Source organism: Caulobacter sp. Root1472, assembly GCF_001426985.1.
In the GTDB taxonomy this organism is placed as follows: Bacteria; Pseudomonadota; Alphaproteobacteria; order Caulobacterales; family Caulobacteraceae; genus Caulobacter; species Caulobacter rhizosphaerae.
This window is the reverse complement of the sequence record NZ_LMFX01000012.1, coordinates 162,349-181,244: the sequence shown is the minus strand read 5'-3', so window position 1 is coordinate 181,244 and position 18,896 is coordinate 162,349. Positions and strand designations below refer to the sequence as shown.

At 70.4% G+C, this 18,896-nt stretch carries 18 protein-coding genes; 15 read left to right on the top strand and 3 right to left on the bottom strand.

From position 1 onward, the window contains the following. Window positions 1-39: 39 nt before the first annotated feature. From ASD47_RS09770 to ASD47_RS09760, 3 genes are read right to left on the bottom strand one after another with little or no spacing between them, the layout of a single operon-like run. Window positions 40-1,188 carry a thiolase gene (locus tag ASD47_RS09770; RefSeq protein WP_056755110.1) on the bottom strand — a complete coding sequence of 383 codons (1,149 nt, stop codon included), beginning with the start codon at window positions 1,186-1,188 and terminating at the stop codon, window positions 40-42. Next, a complete protein-coding gene (locus tag ASD47_RS09765) occupies window positions 1,185-1,562 on the bottom strand; it encodes a Zn-ribbon domain-containing OB-fold protein (RefSeq protein WP_056755108.1) in 378 nt (125 codons plus the stop codon). Before ASD47_RS09765 ends, ASD47_RS09770 begins: the two co-directional genes overlap by 4 nt. A gap of 3 nt (window positions 1,563-1,565) precedes the next feature. Beyond that, on the bottom strand, window positions 1,566-2,336 hold the full coding sequence (locus ASD47_RS09760) for an enoyl-CoA hydratase/isomerase family protein (RefSeq protein ID WP_056755105.1): 771 nt from the start codon (window positions 2,334-2,336) through the stop codon (window positions 1,566-1,568). Between the two features lie 150 nt (window positions 2,337-2,486). Here ASD47_RS09760 and ASD47_RS09755 point away from each other — a divergent pair, with 150 nt between their 5' ends. The 15 genes from ASD47_RS09755 (at window position 2,487) to ASD47_RS09685 (ending at window position 18,887) form a co-directional block, all read left to right on the top strand. Next, window positions 2,487-3,632 (top strand): acyl-CoA dehydrogenase family protein, encoded by a 1,146-nt coding sequence (locus ASD47_RS09755; RefSeq protein WP_056755102.1) that lies wholly within the window; start codon window positions 2,487-2,489, stop codon window positions 3,630-3,632. Further along, complete coding sequence (locus ASD47_RS09750) at window positions 3,629-4,627, top strand: acyl-CoA dehydrogenase family protein (protein ID WP_056755099.1); 999 nt, start codon at window positions 3,629-3,631, stop codon at window positions 4,625-4,627. The genes ASD47_RS09755 and ASD47_RS09750 overlap by 4 nt, the downstream gene beginning before the upstream one ends. 23 nt (window positions 4,628-4,650) lie before the next feature. Then, entirely contained in the window at window positions 4,651-5,832 is a 1,182-nt protein-coding gene (locus tag ASD47_RS09745) for an acetyl-CoA C-acyltransferase (protein ID WP_056755096.1), read from the top strand. Then, window positions 5,832-6,647 (top strand): enoyl-CoA hydratase/isomerase family protein, encoded by an 816-nt coding sequence (locus tag ASD47_RS09740; RefSeq protein WP_056755093.1) that lies wholly within the window; start codon window positions 5,832-5,834, stop codon window positions 6,645-6,647. Before ASD47_RS09745 ends, ASD47_RS09740 begins: the two co-directional genes overlap by 1 nt. Window positions 6,648-6,656: 9 nt before the next feature. Beyond that, window positions 6,657-7,772 carry an acyl-CoA dehydrogenase family protein gene (locus ASD47_RS09735; protein WP_056755091.1) on the top strand — a complete coding sequence of 372 codons (1,116 nt, stop codon included), beginning with the start codon at window positions 6,657-6,659 and terminating at the stop codon, window positions 7,770-7,772. Between the two features lie 12 nt (window positions 7,773-7,784). Beyond that, complete coding sequence (locus tag ASD47_RS09730; protein ID WP_082564571.1) at window positions 7,785-9,020, top strand: acyl-CoA dehydrogenase family protein; 1,236 nt, start codon at window positions 7,785-7,787, stop codon at window positions 9,018-9,020. Window positions 9,021-9,030: 10 nt separating this feature from the next. Continuing rightward, window positions 9,031-9,852, top strand: a complete 822-nt coding sequence (locus tag ASD47_RS09725; RefSeq protein WP_056755089.1) for an enoyl-CoA hydratase/isomerase family protein — start codon at window positions 9,031-9,033, stop codon at window positions 9,850-9,852. Between the two features lie 49 nt (window positions 9,853-9,901). Continuing rightward, a complete protein-coding gene (locus ASD47_RS09720) occupies window positions 9,902-10,834 on the top strand; it encodes an SDR family NAD(P)-dependent oxidoreductase (RefSeq protein ID WP_056755086.1) in 933 nt (310 codons plus the stop codon). Further along, window positions 10,834-11,712 (top strand): acyl-CoA thioesterase II, encoded by an 879-nt coding sequence (locus ASD47_RS09715; protein ID WP_056755083.1) that lies wholly within the window; start codon window positions 10,834-10,836, stop codon window positions 11,710-11,712. The genes ASD47_RS09720 and ASD47_RS09715 overlap by 1 nt, the downstream gene beginning before the upstream one ends. Window positions 11,713-11,798: 86 nt before the next feature. Next, window positions 11,799-13,007: an acyl-CoA dehydrogenase family protein gene (locus ASD47_RS09710; RefSeq protein ID WP_056755081.1), complete on the top strand. Its 1,209-nt coding sequence runs from the start codon at window positions 11,799-11,801 to the stop codon at window positions 13,005-13,007. 12 nt (window positions 13,008-13,019) lie between these two features. Further along, window positions 13,020-14,150 carry an acyl-CoA dehydrogenase family protein gene (locus ASD47_RS09705; protein WP_056755077.1) on the top strand — a complete coding sequence of 377 codons (1,131 nt, stop codon included), beginning with the start codon at window positions 13,020-13,022 and terminating at the stop codon, window positions 14,148-14,150. Beyond that, window positions 14,147-15,682, top strand: a complete 1,536-nt coding sequence (locus tag ASD47_RS09700; RefSeq protein ID WP_056755074.1) for a class I adenylate-forming enzyme family protein — start codon at window positions 14,147-14,149, stop codon at window positions 15,680-15,682. Before ASD47_RS09705 ends, ASD47_RS09700 begins: the two co-directional genes overlap by 4 nt. 102 nt (window positions 15,683-15,784) lie before the next feature. After that, a complete protein-coding gene (locus tag ASD47_RS09695) occupies window positions 15,785-16,945 on the top strand; it encodes a thiolase family protein (protein ID WP_056755071.1) in 1,161 nt (386 codons plus the stop codon). 3 nt (window positions 16,946-16,948) lie between these two features. Continuing rightward, window positions 16,949-17,359: a Zn-ribbon domain-containing OB-fold protein gene (locus ASD47_RS09690; protein ID WP_056755068.1), complete on the top strand. Its 411-nt coding sequence runs from the start codon at window positions 16,949-16,951 to the stop codon at window positions 17,357-17,359. 13 nt (window positions 17,360-17,372) lie between these two features. Next, window positions 17,373-18,887, top strand: coding sequence for an AMP-binding protein (locus tag ASD47_RS09685; RefSeq protein WP_082564553.1), 1,515 nt, complete (start codon window positions 17,373-17,375; stop codon window positions 18,885-18,887). The last annotated feature ends 9 nt before the right edge of the window (window positions 18,888-18,896 follow it).

Sequence of the window (18,896 nt, the reverse complement as noted above, 5' to 3'; positions counted from 1 at the left end):
ACAGCGGCCGCGCCCTGGGCGCGGCCGCTTTTGCGTATGTCAGGTGGCGGCCGCGCCCAGGATGACCGTCGCCTGGCTGGACAGGACGCCGCCGTTGCCGTGGGCGATGGCGAAGCTTGCGTCCGCGACCTGGCGGTCCCCGGCCTCGCCCCGCAGCTGGCGCACGGCCTCGACGATCGGGAACAAGCCGTACATGCCCGGGTGGCAGCAGGAGAGGCCGCCGCCGTTGGTGTTGACCGGCAGGGCCCCGCCGGGCGCGATGCGCCCGTCCTCCACGAAGCGCGCGCCCTCGCCCTTGGGGCAGAAGCCGAGATCCTCCAGGAACAGGATCGTGTTGATGGTGAAGGCGTCATAGACTTGGACGACGTCGATATCGGCCGGCGTCAGGCCGGCTCGCTGATAGGCCCTTGCCCCCGATCTTGCGGCGGCGGTGACCGTCAGGTCGTCCAGCCAGCCGATCTCGCGGTGATGAGACTCGGCGGCGGCGCCCAGAACCTTGATCGGCGCCCGCTTCAGGTCGCGGGCCCGGTCAGCCCGGGTCATCACCACCGCGGCGGCGCCGTCGGTGACCAGGCAGCAATCGAGCACCGACAACGGGTCCGAGACCATCCGCGAGGCGAGGTAGTCGTCCATCGTCAAGGCGTCGCGCTTGAAGGCCTCCGGATTGAGCATGGCCCATTTGCGCGCCGCCAGCGCCACCGCGCCCAGCTGCTCCCGCGTCGCGCCGTACTGGTGCATGTAGCGGGCCGCGGCCAGGGCGTAGGAACTGACCGGATTGAGCGGCCGGTAGGGCGCCTCGTAGCGCATCGGCTGGACGGTGGAGACCAGCTTGCCGGTCGCCGTCGCCTGGTTCGAACCATAGGCGATCAGGGCGCAGTCGATGGCGCCGGCGTCCAGCAGGTAGGCGGCGTGCTCGACATAGGTCTGGAAGGCCGACCCGCCGGTGCGGTTGTTGTCGGTGACCTTGGGCCGGATCCCCAGGTACTGGGCGAAGGAGAGCCCGCCCATGGTGTCGGTGGGATGGCAGAAGAACAGCCCGTCGACGTCGGCCAGCGAGAGGCCGGCGTCTTCCAGCGCCATGGCGCTGGCGATCGCGGCGAGATCGGAGGCTTCGTAGCCGGGGGCCTTGCCCTGGCCGAAGGTGGCGGCGCCGACGATGGCCGTGCGGCCGCGGGGAAAGTCGCTCATGCCGCCGGCTCCACCGTGTCGAAGACCACGACCGGCTCGCCGTCCTGGTCGACGATGCGGGCCTGGACGGCCATGCCGATGGCCACGGCGGCGGGCTCGACGCCCTCGACCCGGCTCATCATCCGCGGCCCTTCGGCCAGGTCGATCAGGGCGACGTTGTAGCTGGGCTCGGGCGGCTTCTTGCGCACCACGGTGGTCGAATAGACCACGCCGCGCCCCGAAGCCTCGACCCATTCCAGGTCCCGAGCGCCGGTCCCGGGGGCCACGGCGCGCGGGTAGAAGACATGGACCCCGCTGCTCTTCGAGCGCTGGATCATGAACCGGCCCGCCACGAGGAAGGCGCGGAACTCGGCGTCGGGGTGAGTGACGTCCATCGGTCAGTTGCCGACGAACTGGGCTTTGCGCTTTTCCTTGAAGGAGTTGGTCCCCTCGCGGAAGTCCTCGGTCTGCACCATCAGCGGCTGGATGTTGGCTTCGAAGTCCAGGGCCTGGTCGTAGGTCTGGGCCGGGGCGGCGTCGAACTGGCGCTTGGCCATGGCCAGGGCGATCGTCGGGGCGTTGACGAAGCCGGCGGCGACCTCCCGGGCCTTGGCCAGGGCCTCGCCCGGCGGCGTGGCGTGCAGGGCCAGGCCCAGCTGATGGGCCTCGGCGCCGCTGACGAAGCGGCCGGAATACATGATCTCCTTGGCCCGCTGGATCGGCACGTAGCGGGTCAGCAGGAAGGCCGCGCCGCCGTCCGGCGCCAGGCCGATGTGGCGGAAGGCGAACTGGAACCGCGCGTTCTCGGCCGCGACGGTGATGTCGGCCGCCAGGGCCAGGGCCCACGACATGCCGATGCACACGCCCTCGACGGCGGCGATCACCGGCTTGTTGGTGTTGGCCACCGCCCGCGCCATCCGGTGCAGGTGGCGCATGCGATACAGCGAGCCGCTGATCCCCCCGCCGCCCATCTCGCCGACATCGGCCCCGGCGCTGAAGTCCGAGCCCGCGCCGGTCAGGATGATGACGCGCACGGCGTCGTCGTCCTGGCACTTCAGGAACGCGTTCTCGATCTCGGTGCGCATGGCCAGGAGAATGGCGTTCTTGCGCTCGGGACGATTGATGGTCACGGTCGCGACGCCGTTTTCGATGCTCAGATCGATCGCCATGTCGGTTGGTCTCCTGCTCTGGTTCCAAGGCATAGCACCGCGCTGGATGCGGTGACGACCCGCCCAGGCCCCTGGTTCTCCGCCATATCGCGGCTGCGATAGGGACCGGGCCGTCCTTGCGAGGCCCGGCTCGGCGCGCAAATTGGCCCCGTGCAAACCTTCGACGCTCATCCCTTTGACCCGCCAGCCGGCGTTGAGACGCTTCGCCGTGAGGTGCGCGATTTCATCGCTCGTGAAGCGCCGAAATCCGACGCCGCCGGCCGCGCCAACTGCTGGGCCGTCTGCGACGCCGACTTCAGCAAGGCCATGGGCCGGGCCGGCTATGTCGGCATGACCTGGCCGGTCGAATACGGCGGCCACGCCCGTCATCCGTTGCACCGCTACGTGGTGCTGGAGGAACTGCTGGCCGCCGGCGCGCCGGTCGGCATGCACTGGATCGCCGACCGGCAGAGCGGGCCGCTGCTGCTGCGCTACGGGACCGAGGAACAGCGGCGCCTCCACCTGCCGGGCATCGCCGCCGGCGAGACCTATGTCTGCATCGGCATGAGCGAGCCGGGCGCGGGGTCGGACCTGGCGTCGATCCGCACCCAGGGCGTTCGCGACGGCGACGGCTGGCGCATCAGCGGCCAGAAGGTCTGGACCACCAACGCCCACAACGCCCAGCTGATGATCGCCCTGGTCCGCACGGTCGAGGGTTCGCAGCGCAACGAGGGCCTGACCCAGTTCCTGATTCCGCTGGACACGCCCGGCGTAACGGTCCGCCCGATCATCGACCTGGTCGGCGGGCACGACTTCAACGAGGTCTTCCTCGACAATGTCCACGTGCCGGACACCGCCCGGGTCGGCCCCGAGGGAAACGGCTGGAAACAGGTGACGGCCGAGCTGTCGCTGGAGCGGTCGGGCCCTGAACGCTACCTGTCCAGCTACGCCGGCCTGGTCGAGCTGATCCGGTTCGCCGGTCCGGAGCCCGAGCCCGTGCTGGCCGTGCTGATCGGCCGCCTGACCGCCGAGCTGTGGACCCTGCGGCAGATGTCGCAATCCACCGCCGCCAAGCTGGCGGCCGGCGAGGATCCCGCCCTGGAGGCGGCGATCGTCAAGGACCTGGGCAACAGTTTCGAGCAGGAGCTGCCGCGCGCCATCCAGGCCGCGCTGGACGGCGCCGATGACCTGTCGGCGGCCACGGACCTGACGCGGGTCCTGGCCCTGCTGCTGCAGGTCTCGCCGTCGTTTTCGCTACGGGGCGGCACGCGCGAGATCCTGCGCGGCATCATCGCCAGGGGGCTGGGTCTGAGATGAGCGAGTCACGGACCCTGCTGAGCGACACGGCCGATCGCCTGTTCGCCGACGTCGCGGCCAATCCCGACGCCGCCTTCGCCGAGGTCTGGCCCGCGATCGCGGAGGCGGGTTTCGAAAGCCTGCTGCTGAGCGAGGAGCAGGGCGGCTTCGGCGGCGACTGGGGCGATCTGTTCGCCGTCGCCCGCCTGGCCGGATCGCACGCCCTGGCGGCGCCGGTCGGCGAGGCGGCGGTGGCGGCCTGGGCGCTGGCCCAAGCCGGCCTGACGCCGTCCGAAGGCCTGGCCACGATCGCGCCGGTGGTCGACGGGCGTCTCGCGGACGGTCGCTTCACTGGCAGCCTCAGAGGGACGCCCTGGGGCGGCGCGGCCGAGACGGTCGTCGCCACCCATGCCGGGTCGTTGCTGAGGCTGCGGACGGCCGACGCCCATGTCCAGGCCGGCCACAGCCCGGTGGGCGAGCCGCGCGACGGGTTGATCTTCGAGGCCGCGGCGGTCGAGGCCGCGCCTTGCGACATCGACCTCTTCGCCTGCGGCGCCTTCCTGCGGACGGCGCAGATCGCCGGCGCGCTGGACGCGGCGCTGGAAGCCTCGATCGTCTACGCTAACGAGCGGGTGCAGTTCGGCAAGCCGATCAGCAAGTTCCAGACGGTCCAGCAGAGCCTGGCGGTCTTCGCGATCGAGGCGGCGGCGGTGAATTCCGCCGGCCAGGCCGCTGCGCGGGCGGCCGACGCGGGCGACGCCGGTTTCGAGTTCGCGGCGGCCAAGCTGCGCGCCAACACCGCCGCGGGGCAGGGCGCGGCCCTGGCCCACCAGGTGCACGGCGCCATCGGCTTCACTCACGAGTATCCGCTGCACCGCCTGACCCGCCGCCTGGCCGGCTGGCGGTCCGAATTCGGCGGCGACCGGTTCTGGGCGCAGCGCCTGGGCTGTCGCGTGGCGGGCCTGGGGCCTGAAGGCCTGTGGCCCGAACTGGCCCGGCGGTCCGACGCCGCATGACTGGATTTGCAAGGGGAGGGCGCATGCCCGAAGCCGTGATCGTCTCGACCGCCCGAACGCCGATCGGCCGGGCCTTCCGAGGCGCGTTCAACAACACCCATGGCGCGGACCTGGGCGGGCACGTGATCGCCGCCGCGCTGGAACGGGCCGGCGTTGCGCCGGGCGATGTCGAGGACGTCATCCTGGGCTGCGCCACCCCTGAAGGGCCGACCGGCAACAACATCGCCCGGCAGTCGGCGATCCGCGCCGGATGTCCGGTGACCGTGCCTGGCTTCACCCTGGATCGCAAATGCTCGTCCGGCCTGCAGGCGATCGCTCTCGGCGCGCAAAGGATCATGGCCGGCGAGGGCGAAGTCTTCGTCGCGGGCGGGCTCGAGAGCATTTCGCTGACCCACCACCACGTCAATCGCCACCGGAACCGCAGCGATTGGCTGGTCGAGCACAAGTCCGACATCTACCTGCCGATGATCTCGACCGCCGACATCGTTGCCCGCCGTTACGGGATCAGCCGCGAGGCCCAGGACGCCTATGCGCTGGAAAGCCAGCGGCGGACCGCCGCCGCCCAGGCCGCCGGTCGCTTCGACGCCGAGATCGCGCCGCTGAAGAGCCTCAAGCAACTGACCGATAAACAGGGCCAAGCCGTCGGTGAGGAAGAGGTCCTGCTGACCAAGGACGAGGGCAACCGGCCAGAAACGACGCTGGACGGCCTGAGCGCGCTTAAACCGATCAATGGCGAGGACGCCTTCATCACGGCCGGCAACTCGTCCCAGCTGTCGGACGGCGCCAGCGTCTGCGTGGTGATGTCGGCGGACGAGGCGTCGCGCCGGGGCCTGCGGCCCCTAGGCCGATTCAAGGGCTTCGCGGTCGCCGGCTGCGAGCCGGACGAGATGGGCGTCGGCCCCGTCCACGCCGTGCCCAAGCTGCTGGCGCGGCATGGCTTAAGCGTCGGCGACATCGACCTTTGGGAGCTGAACGAAGCCTTCGCCGTGCAGGTCGTCCATTGCCGCGACGTGCTCGGGATCGACCCGGATCGCATCAATGTCGACGGCGGCGCGATCGCCATCGGCCACCCCTATGGCATGAGCGGCTCGCGCCTGACCGGCCATGCCCTAATCGAGGGGAGGCGGCGCGGCGCCAGGCGTGTCATCGTCACGATGTGCATCGGCGGAGGCATGGGCGCCGCTGGTCTGTTCGAGATCGACTGATGACCGACCGTTACGCCGCCTTCGACCGCCTGAAGTTCGACCGGCCCGCGCCGCGCGTGCTGCGCCTGACCCTGAGCAATCCGGGCAAGGCCAATGCGGTGACGCCGACCATGCATCGCCAACTGGAGGAGGTCTGGGCCGCGATCGACGCCGATCCCGAAACCCGGGTGACGATCGTCACGGGCGAGGGGCGCGCGTTCTGCGCCGGCGGCGCATTGGACGACATGCCGGTGGCTGGGGCCCTGGATCCCAACCAGCAGTTCTCGCAGGACTTCAACAACGCCACCCGGCTGGTGCGCAACATCATCGCCTCGCGCAAGCCGATCGTCTCGGCCATCAACGGCGCGGCCGTCGGGGCCGGCCTGGCCCTGGCCCTGCTGGCGGACGTGCCGATCGCGGCCAAGACGGCCAAGCTGCTGGACGGCCATGTCCGCATCGGGGTGGCCGCCGGCGACCACGCCGCGATCGTCTGGCCGCTGCTCTGCGGCATGGCCAAGGCCAAGTACTACCTGCTGACCAACCGCCCGATGACCGGCGAGGAGGCCGAGCGCAACGACCTGGTCGCCCTGGCCGTCGACGCCGAGGCGCTGGAGGCCACCTCGATCGAGGTCGCGCTCGAGCTGGCGGCCGCGGCTCCCACGGCGGTGCGCATGACCAAGTACGTGCTGAACCACTGGCTGCGCCAGAACGAGGCGATCTTCGACCTGTCGGCGGCGTTCGAGATGGTCAACTTCTCCGGCGCCGAAGCCAAGGAGGCGCTGAAGGCCATGGAAGAAAAGCGCCCGCCCGACTTCACCACCGACGTGCTGTTCTGAGAGGCCGCGATGAGCGACGGACATTCTGACGGCATGGACCTGGAAGCGCTGCGTGATGGCGTCCGCGCTGTGCTGACCGAGCAGGCGTCGCACGAGAAGGTGGCGGCCTTCACCAACGCCGAGGGCGTGCGGGACGAGCCGCTGTGGTCGCAGGCGGCCGAGCTGGGCTGGCTGGCGCTCTCCGCCGACGAGGCGCACGGCGGCCTGGGCTTGGGATCGTCCGAGCTGGCCATCGTCTACGAGGAGCTTGGCCGGGCGGTCGCGCCCTTGCCGGTGCTGGGCACGATGCTGGTCGTCGAGGCCCTGGCGCGCGGCGGCGACGCGGCCCAGCAGGCGGCCTGGACGCCGCGGCTGGCGGCGGGCGAGCTGGCCGGCGCGATGTCGATGCTGACGCCCGGCGACCGGACCACGCGCCTGACACTGTCGGCCGGCGCCGACGGCGGCGTGACGCTCGACGGCGTGGCCGCCGATCTGCTGGACGGCGCGGCGGCCGATATCCTGCTGCTGCTGGCCCGCGAGGGCGAAGGCCTCAGCTGGGTGCTGGTCGAGCCCGCCTTGGACGGCGTCGTGGTCGAGAAGGTCGCCACGGTCGATCGCACGCGGCGCCTGGGCGAAGTCCGCTTCGACCGCCTGGCCCTGCCGGCTGGGCGGGTGCTGATGGGCGACGCCGGCCAGATCGCCGACGCCCTGCTGGCCCACGCGGCCCTGGCCTTGGCCAGCGACGCCCGGGGCGGGGCCAACGCCGTGTTCGAGATCACCCTCGACTATCTGAAGACCCGCGAGCAGTTCGGCAAGCCGATCGGCTCGTTCCAGGCCCTCAAGCACCGCTGCGCCGACCACAAGATCGCCCTGGTCGCCTCGGGGGCCCTGGTCGCCGAGGCCGTGGCCAGGATGGCGAGCGGCCATCCGGCGGCGGGGCGCTACGCCCTGGCGGCCAAGGCCCTGGCGACCGAGGTCTACGCCCGCGTGGCCCAGGACGCGGTGCAGCTGCACGGCGGCATCGGCTACACCTGGGAGCATCCCTGCCATCTCTATCTGAAGCGCGCCAAGCTGAACGAGCAGCTGTTCGGCGGGCCGGCGGCCTATCTCGACCGGGTGACCGACCTGCTGCTGGCGGCGGCCTGAGGAAGCATGACCATGTCCGTCCAGACCGCGACCAGCCCGACGACCCGCCGCTTCGATCCCCTGGCCTGCAAGGACGATCTCGACGCCTTCCGCGCCGAGGTGCGGGCGTGGCTGGAGGCGGTGGTGCCGGCCGACTGGCACGCGCGGATGACCGGCGCGAGCGAGGCCGACTATGTCGCCTTCCAGCGCTGGTGGTTCGCCGAGATGGGCAAGGTCGGCCTGGCCACACCGCACTGGCCGCGCGACTGGGGCGGGGCCGACATCGGCATCCGCCACCAGGTCATCATCTTCGAGGAGATCGCCCGGGCCCAGGCGCCCAATCCGGACATGTTCGTCATCTCGCTCTACCACCTGCCGGCCACCCTGTTCGGGAACGGGTCGAAGGCGCAGCGGGATCGCTATCTGACCGGCGTCAAGGAGCGCGGCGAGGTCTGGTGCCAGGGCTTTTCCGAGCCGGGCTCGGGCTCGGACCTGGCGTCGCTGCGCACCCGCGCCGAGCGCAAGGGCGACGTCTATGTGATCAACGGCCAGAAGGTCTGGTCGTCCTACGGCGCCTTCGCCGACTACTGCCTGCTGCTGGCCCGCACGGATCCGACCGCGCCGAAGAAGCAGGCCGGCATCTCGTATTTCATCCTGAACATGAAGGCGCCCGGCGTCACCGTGCGGCCGATCCGCCAGGCCACCGGCCAGGCCGAGTTCTGCGAGATCTTCCTCGACAACGTCGAGATCCCGGTCGCCGACCTGATCGGCGAGGAGAACGCCGGCTGGGCCATCGCCCAGTCCACCCTGTCGGCCGAGCGCGGCCTGATCATCTTCGAGCTGTCCGAGCGGATGGCGCGGACGCTGGACGCCGACCTGGCCGAGGCGAAACGGACGGACGCGGCCTGGCTGAAGGACGACGAAGCGCGCCGCGCCTTCACCCGCGCCTACAACGACATGGTCGCCCTGCGGCTGATGATCCGAGCCTTGATGCAGGAGATCGAGACTGATCCCCACATGGGTTCAACCACCATGCCGACCTACATCAAGGTGCACTTCTCCGAGCTGCTGCGGCGCTACACCGAGTTCCGTCTCAAGCTCGGCGGACTGGCGGGCCAGCTTCGCCAGCCGATCGTGCTGGGCGGCGGGCACCAGACCGGCAATGTCATGCACGACTTCCTGCTCAGCTACGCCTGGACGATCTCGGGCGGGGCCAACGAGATCCTGAAGACCATGATCGCCGAGCGCGCGCTCGGCCTGCCGCGCTGAGGGACCGCCGATGACCGACACCCAAACCCCTGCGGCGGTTCTGGTCGACACGCCCGCCGAGGGCGTCGCCCGCATCACCCTGAACCGGCCCGACTCGCTGAACGCCTTCACCTTCGACATGTACGAGGCGCTGATCGCCGCCTTCGAGGGGCTGCGCGACGATCCCGACGTGCGGGTGATCGTCCTGACCGGGGCGGGACGGGCGTTCTGCGCCGGGCACGACGTGCGGGTCGGCGGCAAGCCGGCCTGGGTCCGGCCGGGCCTGGGGCGCATCCAGGCGGGCAAATACACCATGCGGGTGCTGGGCCAGATCCCGGTGCTGATGCGGGCCATGCCCCAGCCGATCATCTGCGCGGTCAACGGCACGGCGGCGGGCATCGGCTACGCCCTGGCCCTGGCCTCGGACATGACCATCGCCGCCCGGTCGGCCAAGTTCGTCAACGTGATCCACAACGCCGCGACCGGCGCCGAGCTGGGCATGAGCTACCTGCTGCCGCGGGCCATCGGCGCTCAGCGGGCGGCCGAGCTGCTGCTGACCGCCCGGGCCGTGCAATCCGACGAGGCCGAGCGCATCGGCCTGGTGCTGCGCGCCGTCGACGACGCCGCCCTGATGGACGAGGCCCTAGCCCTGGCCGACGCGGTCGCCGTCAACAGCCCGGTTGGCATCTGGCTGACCAAGCAGTCGCTGTGGTTCAACCAGGGCGCGGGCAGTCTGGAGGCGGCGATCGAGCTGGAGAACCGCGCGGTCCTGGCCAGCCAAGCCACCGAGGACGCCGCCGAGAAGCGCGCCTCCGCCGTCGAGAAGCGCCGTCCCAAGTTCAAGCACACCTGACGCGCCGACAACGGCCGCGCCAAGCACCTGATGTGAGCGAGGAAATCCCATGGCAGACACGATCCGCTTCGACGACAAGGTCGTCGTCGTCACGGGCGCGGGCAACGGCCTGGGCCGCACCTATGCGCTGCAGCTAGCCGAACGCGGCGCGAAGGTCGTGGTCAACGACCTGGGCGGCTCGACCGACGGCCGCGGCGACGACCAGTCGGCGGCCTCGCGGGTGGTGGAGGAGATCCGCGCCGCCGGCGGCGAGGCGACGGCCAATTTCGACAGCGTCGCCACCCAGGCCGGCGGCGCCAACATCATCAGGACGGCCCTGGACGCCTATGGCCGGGTCGATGCGGTGATCGCCAACGCCGGCATCCTGCGCGACCGCAGCTTCTCCAAGCTGAGCCAGGAGGAGCTGGACATCATCCTGGACGTCCACCTGCGCGGCACGATGTTCACCGTGCAGCCGGCCTTCAACTGGATGCGCGAGAACGGCGGCGGCAACATCGTCATGACCGCTTCCCCCTCTGGACTGTTCGGCGCTTTCGGCCAGGCCAACTATTGCGCGGCCAAGCTGGGGATCGTCGGCATGATGCGGGTCATGGCCATCGAGGGGGCCAAGGCCGGGATCAAGGTCAACGCCCTGGCCCCCACCGCCGCCACGCGCCTGACCGCCACGGCGGGCATGTCCGGCGAGGCGACCGAGCCGAAGACGCCGGAGGAGGACCCGATGTCGACGGGGCGGGTCTCGCCGCTGGTGCTGGCCCTGGCCCATGCCAGCTGTCCGGCCTCGGGCGAGATCTTCAACGCCGGCTGCGGCTGGATCAGCCGCGCCGTCGTCGCCGTCAACGAAGGCGTGCTGCTGGATGACTTCTCGCCGGAGGGCGTCGCTGCCCAATGGGACACCATCCGCGACCCCTCCCGCCTGACCGTGCCGGTCGACGCCACCGACTACTGGCGCATGATCCAGGCCAAGACCGGCGCGACCGGCTGATGGCCAAGGCCCAGCTGCCCGACCTGACCCTGCACGACCTCCTAGATCTGGAGGACATCGGCTCGGACTATTTCCGTTCGCGGCGGACGGAACCGAACCTCAGCGGGGCGCTCTACGGCGGGCAGGTCCTGGCCCAGGCGCTGCGGTCCAGCCAGCTGACGGTGCAGGGGCGACCGGTGCATTCCCTGCACGGCTATTTCATCCGTCCCGGGGCCGAGGCCGAGCCGGTGGTCTACCAGGTCGAGCGCACGCGCGACGGCCGCAACTTCACGACCCGGCGGGTGATCGCCCGGCAGAAGGGCGTGCCGATTTTCCACATGGAGGCGTCGTTTCACGGCGGCGCCGAGGGCGTCGCCCATGCTCGCCCGGCCCCCGCGGTTCCGGGCCCCGGCGAGGTCTCGGCCGAGGATCCGTTCGAGCGGGCGCTGGCGGCGTCGCGCGCCCCCGATGACCCGCCGCCGCGGACCCTGTTGCCCCTGGTGGAACGGCGCATGGCGCCGGCCGAGCCCGGCGCGCGGGAGGCCGAACGCCAGCTGTGGATGCGCGCGCGGGGCCAAGCCCTGGCCGACGCCGAGTTGCGCGCCTGCGGCCTGGCCTATCTGTCAGACTTCTGGCTCGGCGGCGTCGCCAAGGCCCCGCATCCCGAGGCGGTACGGCAGCGGATCGCCAGCCTCGACCACGCCCTGTGGTTTCACGCGCAGGCCCAGCCGACCGACTGGCTGCTCTACGAGATGTCCAGCGCCTGGGCGGGATCGGCGCGCGGCTTGGCCCAGGGGCGCATCTATGATGAGGCCGGCGGGCTAGTCGCCTCGGTGGCCCAGGAAATCTATCTCTTCCCGGGCGAGATGCACGCCGCGCCGCGCGTCGGCGAGCTTTGAGAGCTGTCCGAAGGTCATCGGATCGCCCATGCGATTGGCGAGGCGGGGACGACTTGCATCGCGCGCGAGTGGGGTAAGGTCGGGTCATGAACTTCGATCTCGATCCGGCCGACGCGGCGTTCCAGGCGGAGATGCGCGCCTTCATCCGCCAGGCGCTGCCGGCGGACATCGCGCGCCGCGGCCGCCAGGGCTTCCACGCGACCCATGACGACGTCCAGGCCTGGATGCGGATCCTGAACGCGCGCGGCCTGGCCGCCGTGCATTGGCCCCGGCAGCATGGCGGCACGGACTGGTCGCCGCTGCGGCGGCACCTGTTCCAGGTCGAGCTGCGGGCGGCCGGCGCCCCGGTGCCGGACCAGGCGGCGCTCGAACTGGTCGGGCCGGTGATCTACACCTTCGGCGACGAGGTCCAGAAGGCCCGCTACCTGCCGGCCATCCTCAACGCCGACACCTTCTGGTGCCAGGGCTTTTCCGAGCCGAATTCGGGCTCGGACCTGGCGTCGCTGAAGACCAGCGCGGTGCGCGACGGCGACCACTATGTCGTCAACGGCCAGAAGACCTGGACGTCCGAGGCGCACAAGGCCGACATGATGTTCGCCCTGGTCCGCACCGACGGCGAGGCCAGGCCGCAGGCGGGGATCTCGTTCCTGCTGATCGACATGAAGAGCCCGGGCGTCTCGGTGCGGCCGATCTACACGATCAACGAAGGCCTGAGCGTCAACGAGGTGTTCCTCGACAATGTCCGGGTCCCGGTCGAGAACCTGGTCGGCGACGAGAACCGCGGCTGGGGCTACGCCAAGTTCCTGCTGACCAACGAGCGCACCATGAGCGCCGAAACCCCGCACACGGCCTTCGACCTGGACCAGGTCAAGCAGATCGCCGCCGTCGAAAGACGAGGCGGGCGGCCGCTGATCGAGGATCCGCTGTTCGCCGTCCGGCTGGCGCGTTTTGAGATCGAGCTTCGAGCCCTCGAAGCGGCCGTCCTGCGCGTGCTGCACATGGGTGAGAACGACCCGGCGCTGAACGCCACCGCCTCGGTGCTGAAGTTGCGCGGCTCAGAACTGCGCCAGAGGATCGCCGACCTGGCCGTCGAGGCCCTGGGCGACCACGGGCTGGCGGTGTTCCCGGACGTGGAGGGGCAGGACAACATGGACGTCCTGGCGCCCGTCCCGCCGGCCCCCGACTACGCCGCCGGCTGGTTGTCGCGCATGATGTTCCGCCGCGCGACCACCATCTATGGCGGCGCCAACGAGATTCAGCGCACCATCATCGCCAAGTCGGTGCTGGGTCTGTGAGGGCATAGGACGATGGATTTCTCCCCGACCCAGGAACAGGCGGCCCTGAAGGAAAGCGCGCGGCGGCTGTGCGAGCGCGACTACGGCTTCGAGCAGCGCCGCCATCGGATGCGCGGCGCCGAGGGTTTCTCGCGCGACCTGTGGAAGACCTTCGCCGACCTCGGCTGGCTGGGGGCGGGCCTGTCGGAGGACGATTTCGGCTATGGCGGCGGGCCGGTCGAAACGGCCCTGCTGCAGGAGGAGTTCGGCCGCGTGCTGCTGGTCGAGCCTTACCTGTCGTGCGCGATCATCGCCGCCCGCGCCGTCGTCGCCCTGGGCGACCCGGCCCAGAAAGAGGCTTTGCTGGCGCCGCTGGTGGCCGGCGAGAAGCTGATCGCCCTGGCCCATAACGAGGCGGCCATGCGCGGCGACGACGCGGCTGTCAGGACCGAGGCCAGGCGGACGGACGACGGCTGGCGGCTGAGCGGCCGCAAGGCCTTCGTGCTGGGCGGTTCCAGCGCCGACATCCTGCTGGTCTCTGCCAGGACCCCCGGCGGCGTCAGCCTGTTCGAGGTCCCGGCCGACGCGGCGGGGCTGGAGGTCGTCGCCTATCACGCGGTCGACGGGCGGCGGGTCGCCGACCTCATGCTGACGGACGTGGCCGTGGACGACGCGGCGCGGATCGGGCCGGAGGGCGGGGCGCTGCCGGGGATCGAGCTGGCCGTCGACCATGGGGTCATCGCCCTGATGGCCGAATGTGTCGGCGCCATGGACGCGGCCCTGTGGCTGACCCGCGACTATCTTTCGACCCGCAAGCAGTTCGGCGTGACCCTGAACACCTTCCAGGCCCTGCAGCACCGGATGGCCGACATGCTGGTCGAGACCGAGCTGGCGCGGTCGATGCTGCTGCGCGGGATCGCGGCCCTGTCGGACCCCGATCCGCGGGCGCGGCGGGCCGGGGTGTCCGCCGCCAAGGTCCAGATCGCCGAGGCGGCCGTCAAGGTCACGGGCGAGGCCATCCAGATGCACGGCGGCATCGGCGTGACGGAGGAATATGTGGTCGGCCACTTCTACAAGCGCGCCGTCCTGGCCCGGGGCCTGTTCGGATCGATCGACCTGCACCTGGAACGCTTCGCCGCCTGGTCGCGAAAGGCGGTCGCATGAGGACCCTGGGCGACCTGATCACCCGCGCGGCGCGCTTCTCGCCCGACGACGTCGCCCTGGTCCAGGGCGACCGGCGCTTCACCCACGCCCAGCACCTGGAACGGGCCCGGCGACTGGCCTCGGCGCTGCATCGCGCCGGCTGCGCGCGCCAGGATCGCGTCGCCGTCCTGGCGATGAACTGCACCGAATATGCCGAGGCCTTCAGCGCGGCCTGGCTGTCGGGCTATATCCTCAGCACTGTCAACTTCCGCCTGGCGCCGCCGGAGATCGCCTGGGTGCTGGGCGACACCGCGCCGCGCGCCCTGATGTTCGAGGCCCAGTACGCCGAGGTGGTCGCGGGCCTGAAGGCCGCCCTGCCGTCGATCGAGATTTTCGTCTGTATCGGCGAGGCGCCCGCCTGGGCCGTCGCCTACGAGGACTTTCTCCAGACGGGGGATCCCGAGGGCGCACCGCTGGAGGCCCGGGCCGACGACATCGCCCATATCATCTACACCTCCGGCACGACGGGCCGGCCCAAAGGCGTGATGCGCTCGCACCGCGCCGAGCTGGCGATGGGCGAATGCGTCTGCCTGGCCATGGACGTGCGTCCGCGCGGCCGGATGCTGGAGGTGATGCCGATGTTCCACGCCGGCGCCCAGTCCAGCATGCTGGCCCAGATGTGGCGGGGCGGCGAGATCCACATTCACCGGGCCTTCGATCCCGAGGCGGTGCTGAAGGCCATCGCGACCGAAAAGATCACCCACCTGCACCTGGTGCCGCTGATGGTGCAAGCGCTGGTCGACCATCCCGGCTTCGAGAGCCATGACGTATCCAGCGTGGAGACCATCCTCTACGCGGCCGCCCCAATGCCGGTGCCGGTGCTGCGGCGGGCGCTGGCCCGTTTTGGCCCGGTGTTCGTCAACGCCTGGGGCCAGACCGAGGGCACGGGCACGGCCTTGCCCAAGCACCTGCACGCCGTCGATGGGCCCATGGTCGAGCTGCTGGGCTCGATCGGCAACGCCTATCCGCTGACCCAGGTGCGGATCGTCGGCGACGACGGTCGCGACTGCGCGGTGGGCGAGGTCGGCGAGCTGTGGATCCGCGGCGAGGCGGTGATGAGCGGCTACTGGAACAATACGACCGCGACGCTGGAAGCCTTCCATGACGATTGGCTGAAGACCGGCGACATGGGCCGATTCGACGCCTGCGAGCGGGTGTTCCTGGTCGATCGCAAGAAGGACATGATCATCTCGGGCGGCGAGAACATCTATTCGCAGGAGGTGGAGCGGGCGATCGCCGAGCATCCGGCCGTGGCCCAGGTGGCGGTGATCGGCGCGCCCGACGAGAAGTGGGGCGAGGCGGTGGTGGCCGCCGTCATCCTGCAGCCCGGCGCCCAAGCCAGCGCCGCCGACTTGATCACCCACACCGCCAGCCTGATCGCCAGCTACAAGAAGCCCAAGCAGGTGCTGTTCCTGGACGCCTTCCCGACCCTGCCCAGCGGCAAGGTCAACAAGGTGGCGCTGCGGGCGATCCACGCCTCATCGCATGCTTGATCCTGTGGGTTCGAGGCGCGGCGGCGCATTGACCCGGGGCGGCGGCGAACGGACAAACCTTATGATGGCGCCCGTCCGGCGCCCGTTCGATCGGGACTGACGATGGCTTTGGCGCGTGATCCGGTGGTGGTGGGAGTCTACCTGACCCAGCAGGCGCGGACCTTGCCTGGCCGGACGTCGCACGAGCTGCTGATCGAAGCGGTCAAGGGAGCGATCGCCGACGCCGGGATCGATCGCCGCGACATCGACGGCGTGGCGCTGGACTGGCCGGGCCCGGGCGGCGCGCCCGGCGATTCCGCCAGCTGGGCGCCCTATTTCGGCGCGCCGCTGAAATGGGTCGACAGCCACTTCATGGACACCACCGGCGTGCGCGGCGTGCTCAAGGCCGGGGCGGCGATCTCGGCGGGCCTGTGCGACACCGTGGTGATCGGCAGCGCCCGGGCGGGCCCGTTTAACACCACCGGCGCGGCCGTCGGCTCGGGCATGGGCCTGGAGTGGATCGACGCCTACGGCGCCTCGACCATGGCCTATTTCGCCCTGGTCGCTCGCCGCCACATGCACCAGTTCGGCACGACGCCCGAGCAGATGGCCCACGTCGCCGCGGTGATCCGCAACCATGGCCGGACCAATCCCGAGGCGGCGCTGTTCGGCGGCGATCCGGTGACGGTCGAGGACATCCTGGCCTCGCCGATGATCGCCGACCCGCTGCACCGGCTGGACTGCTGCCTGATGAACGAGGGCGGCGCGGCCCTGATCATGACCACGGCCGAGCGCGCCCGCGACCTCAACGTCAAGGGCGTGCGGGTGGCCGGCGGGGCCATGGAGTTCGCCCAGGGCAACTACATCAATCCGCCGCTCTATCGCGACGTCCGGACCCTGGGCCAGGCGGCGGTCGCGCGGGCCTTCGGCCAGGCCGGGCTTTCGGTCGCCGACGTCGACGTCTTCTGTATCTACGATCCTTGTTCATTCGAGGTGCTGCGCCAGTTCGAGATGCTGGGCCTGTGCGCCGAAGGGGAGGGCGGCGCCTTCGTCGCCGGGGACCGTCTGACCCTGGCGGGCGACTGCCCGACCAACCTGGACGGCGGCATGCTGGCGGGCAGCTGGACCGGCACCAGCCAACTGACCGGCAAGGTGATCGAAGGCGTGCGCCAGATCCGCGGCGGGCTGGGCGCGCGCCAGGTGGCGGACGCGCAGGTGGCGCTGGTCACCAACGCCGGCTCCGGCGCCCAGCATCTCGAAACCTTGATCCTGACCGGGAGCTGAGCCATGGCCGACGCCGCGTTCGACTTTCCCGTCACCACCCTGTCGAGGCCCTATTGGGAGGCTGCGGCGCAGGGGCGCTTGATCGCGCCACGCTGCAACGCCTGCCAGCGGTTCTTCTTCGCCCCCGAGATCGCCTGCACCCACTGCTTCTCAACCAACTGGAGCTGGGTCGAGACCTCGGGACGGGGCGAGGTCTACAGCTACACGACCGTCCATCGGGCCCCTGTTCCGGGCATGGCCACGCCGTATGTCCTGGCCGCCGTCGAACTGCCGGAAGGCTTCGCCATGTTCGCCCATCTGGTCGACTGCCCGCCCGAAGCCCTGACCTGCGGCCTGCCGGTCGAGGTCGATTTCCGACCGCTTCACGACGGACGGATCGCGCCCGTGTTCAAGCCCCGCCCATCCAGCGTCTGATCCAGAGATCCCCATGTCCGACACGCTGCATACCCTGACCCTGCTGGACGTGCTGCAGGAGCACCGCCGGTCGCACCCCAACCGCACCGCCCTGGTGCAGGAAGGTCGCCGCTACACCTACGCCGACCTGGAAGACCGCGTGAACCGGCTGGCCAACCTGTGGGAGTCGCTGGGCGTCGGGCCGGGCGAGCGCGTGCTGTGGCTGGGCCAGAACTCCCTGGCCGTGCTCGAGGGGATCCTGGCGTGCTCGGTCCTGGGGGCCATGTTCTGCCCGCTCAACTGGCGCCAGTCGCCGGACGAGATCGCCTTCGTGATCGACGACCTCCAGCCGCGCGTGCTGCTGTGGCACGAGGGCGAGATCGGCGAGGCGGTGAAAGCCGCGCGGGCGCTGGCCCAGTGGAAACAGGGGACCTGGATCCACTTCGACGAGGCTGGACCGGACGGCTACGAAGGGCGGCTGCAAGGGGCCGACCCGGCGCGGCGGGAGCGTGCGATCGACGTCCATGCCGGCTGCGTGATCATCTACACCGCCGCCTTCGGGGGACGTCCCAACGGGGCGATCCTCAGCCAGGCCGGGGTGATGGCCCAGAACGTCAACATCATGCTGGTCCAGGCCCTGACCTCGGGGACCATCTTCTTGAACTCCGGGCCGCATTTCCACATCGGCACCCTGATGGTGACGCTGGGCGTGTTCCACGCCGGCGGGGCCAACGTGATGATCCGGCGGACCGAGGTGGCCGTCATCGCCGAGGCCCTGCACGCCGAAAAGTGCAGCCTGGCCTTCCTGGTGCCCAAGACCATCGACGAGTTGCACGCCTTCAACGCCGACGGTCGCTACGACCTGGCCCACTTCCGCTCGGCCGCCCTGCCGACCGAGGACTATTCGATGATGGGCTACGGTCAGACCGAGGTCGGCGGCCTGGTGACCTGGGCCCACTACGACCGCAAGGCCACGAGCATCTTCGGCCGCACCAGCCCGATCGCGGTCGTGCGGGTGTTCGACGAGGACGGCAACGAGGTTCCGGACGGTGAGGTCGGGGAACTGGGGGCCCGCGGTCCCACGGTCGGCCTCGGCTATTGGAACCGACCGGAGATCAACGCCCGCCGCACGCGCTTCGGCTGGTGGCTGACCAACGACCTGGGCCGGCGCGAGCCTGACGGGTCGATCAATTTCGTCGGCCCCAAGGTCCAGATGATCAAGTCCGGGGTGGAGAACATCTATCCGGCCGAGGTCGAGGGCTGCCTGAGGAGCCATCCGGCCGTCGCCGACGCGGCGGTGATCGGCGTGCCCGACCCGCGCTGGATCCAGAGCGTCAAGGCGATCATCGTCCGCAAGCCGGACGCCGAGGTCACCGACGCGGAGCTGATCGAGCACTGCCGCGCCCGGATCGCCTCGTACAAGAAACCGCGCTGGGTGGAGTTCGCAAGCGCCATCCCCCGTACGCCGGCCGGGCCGACCGACTATGCCGCCCTCGACGCGGCCTATGGCGGCGGCGGCTATCCCGGCGGCAAGGACTACAAGTACTGAGGCCATGGC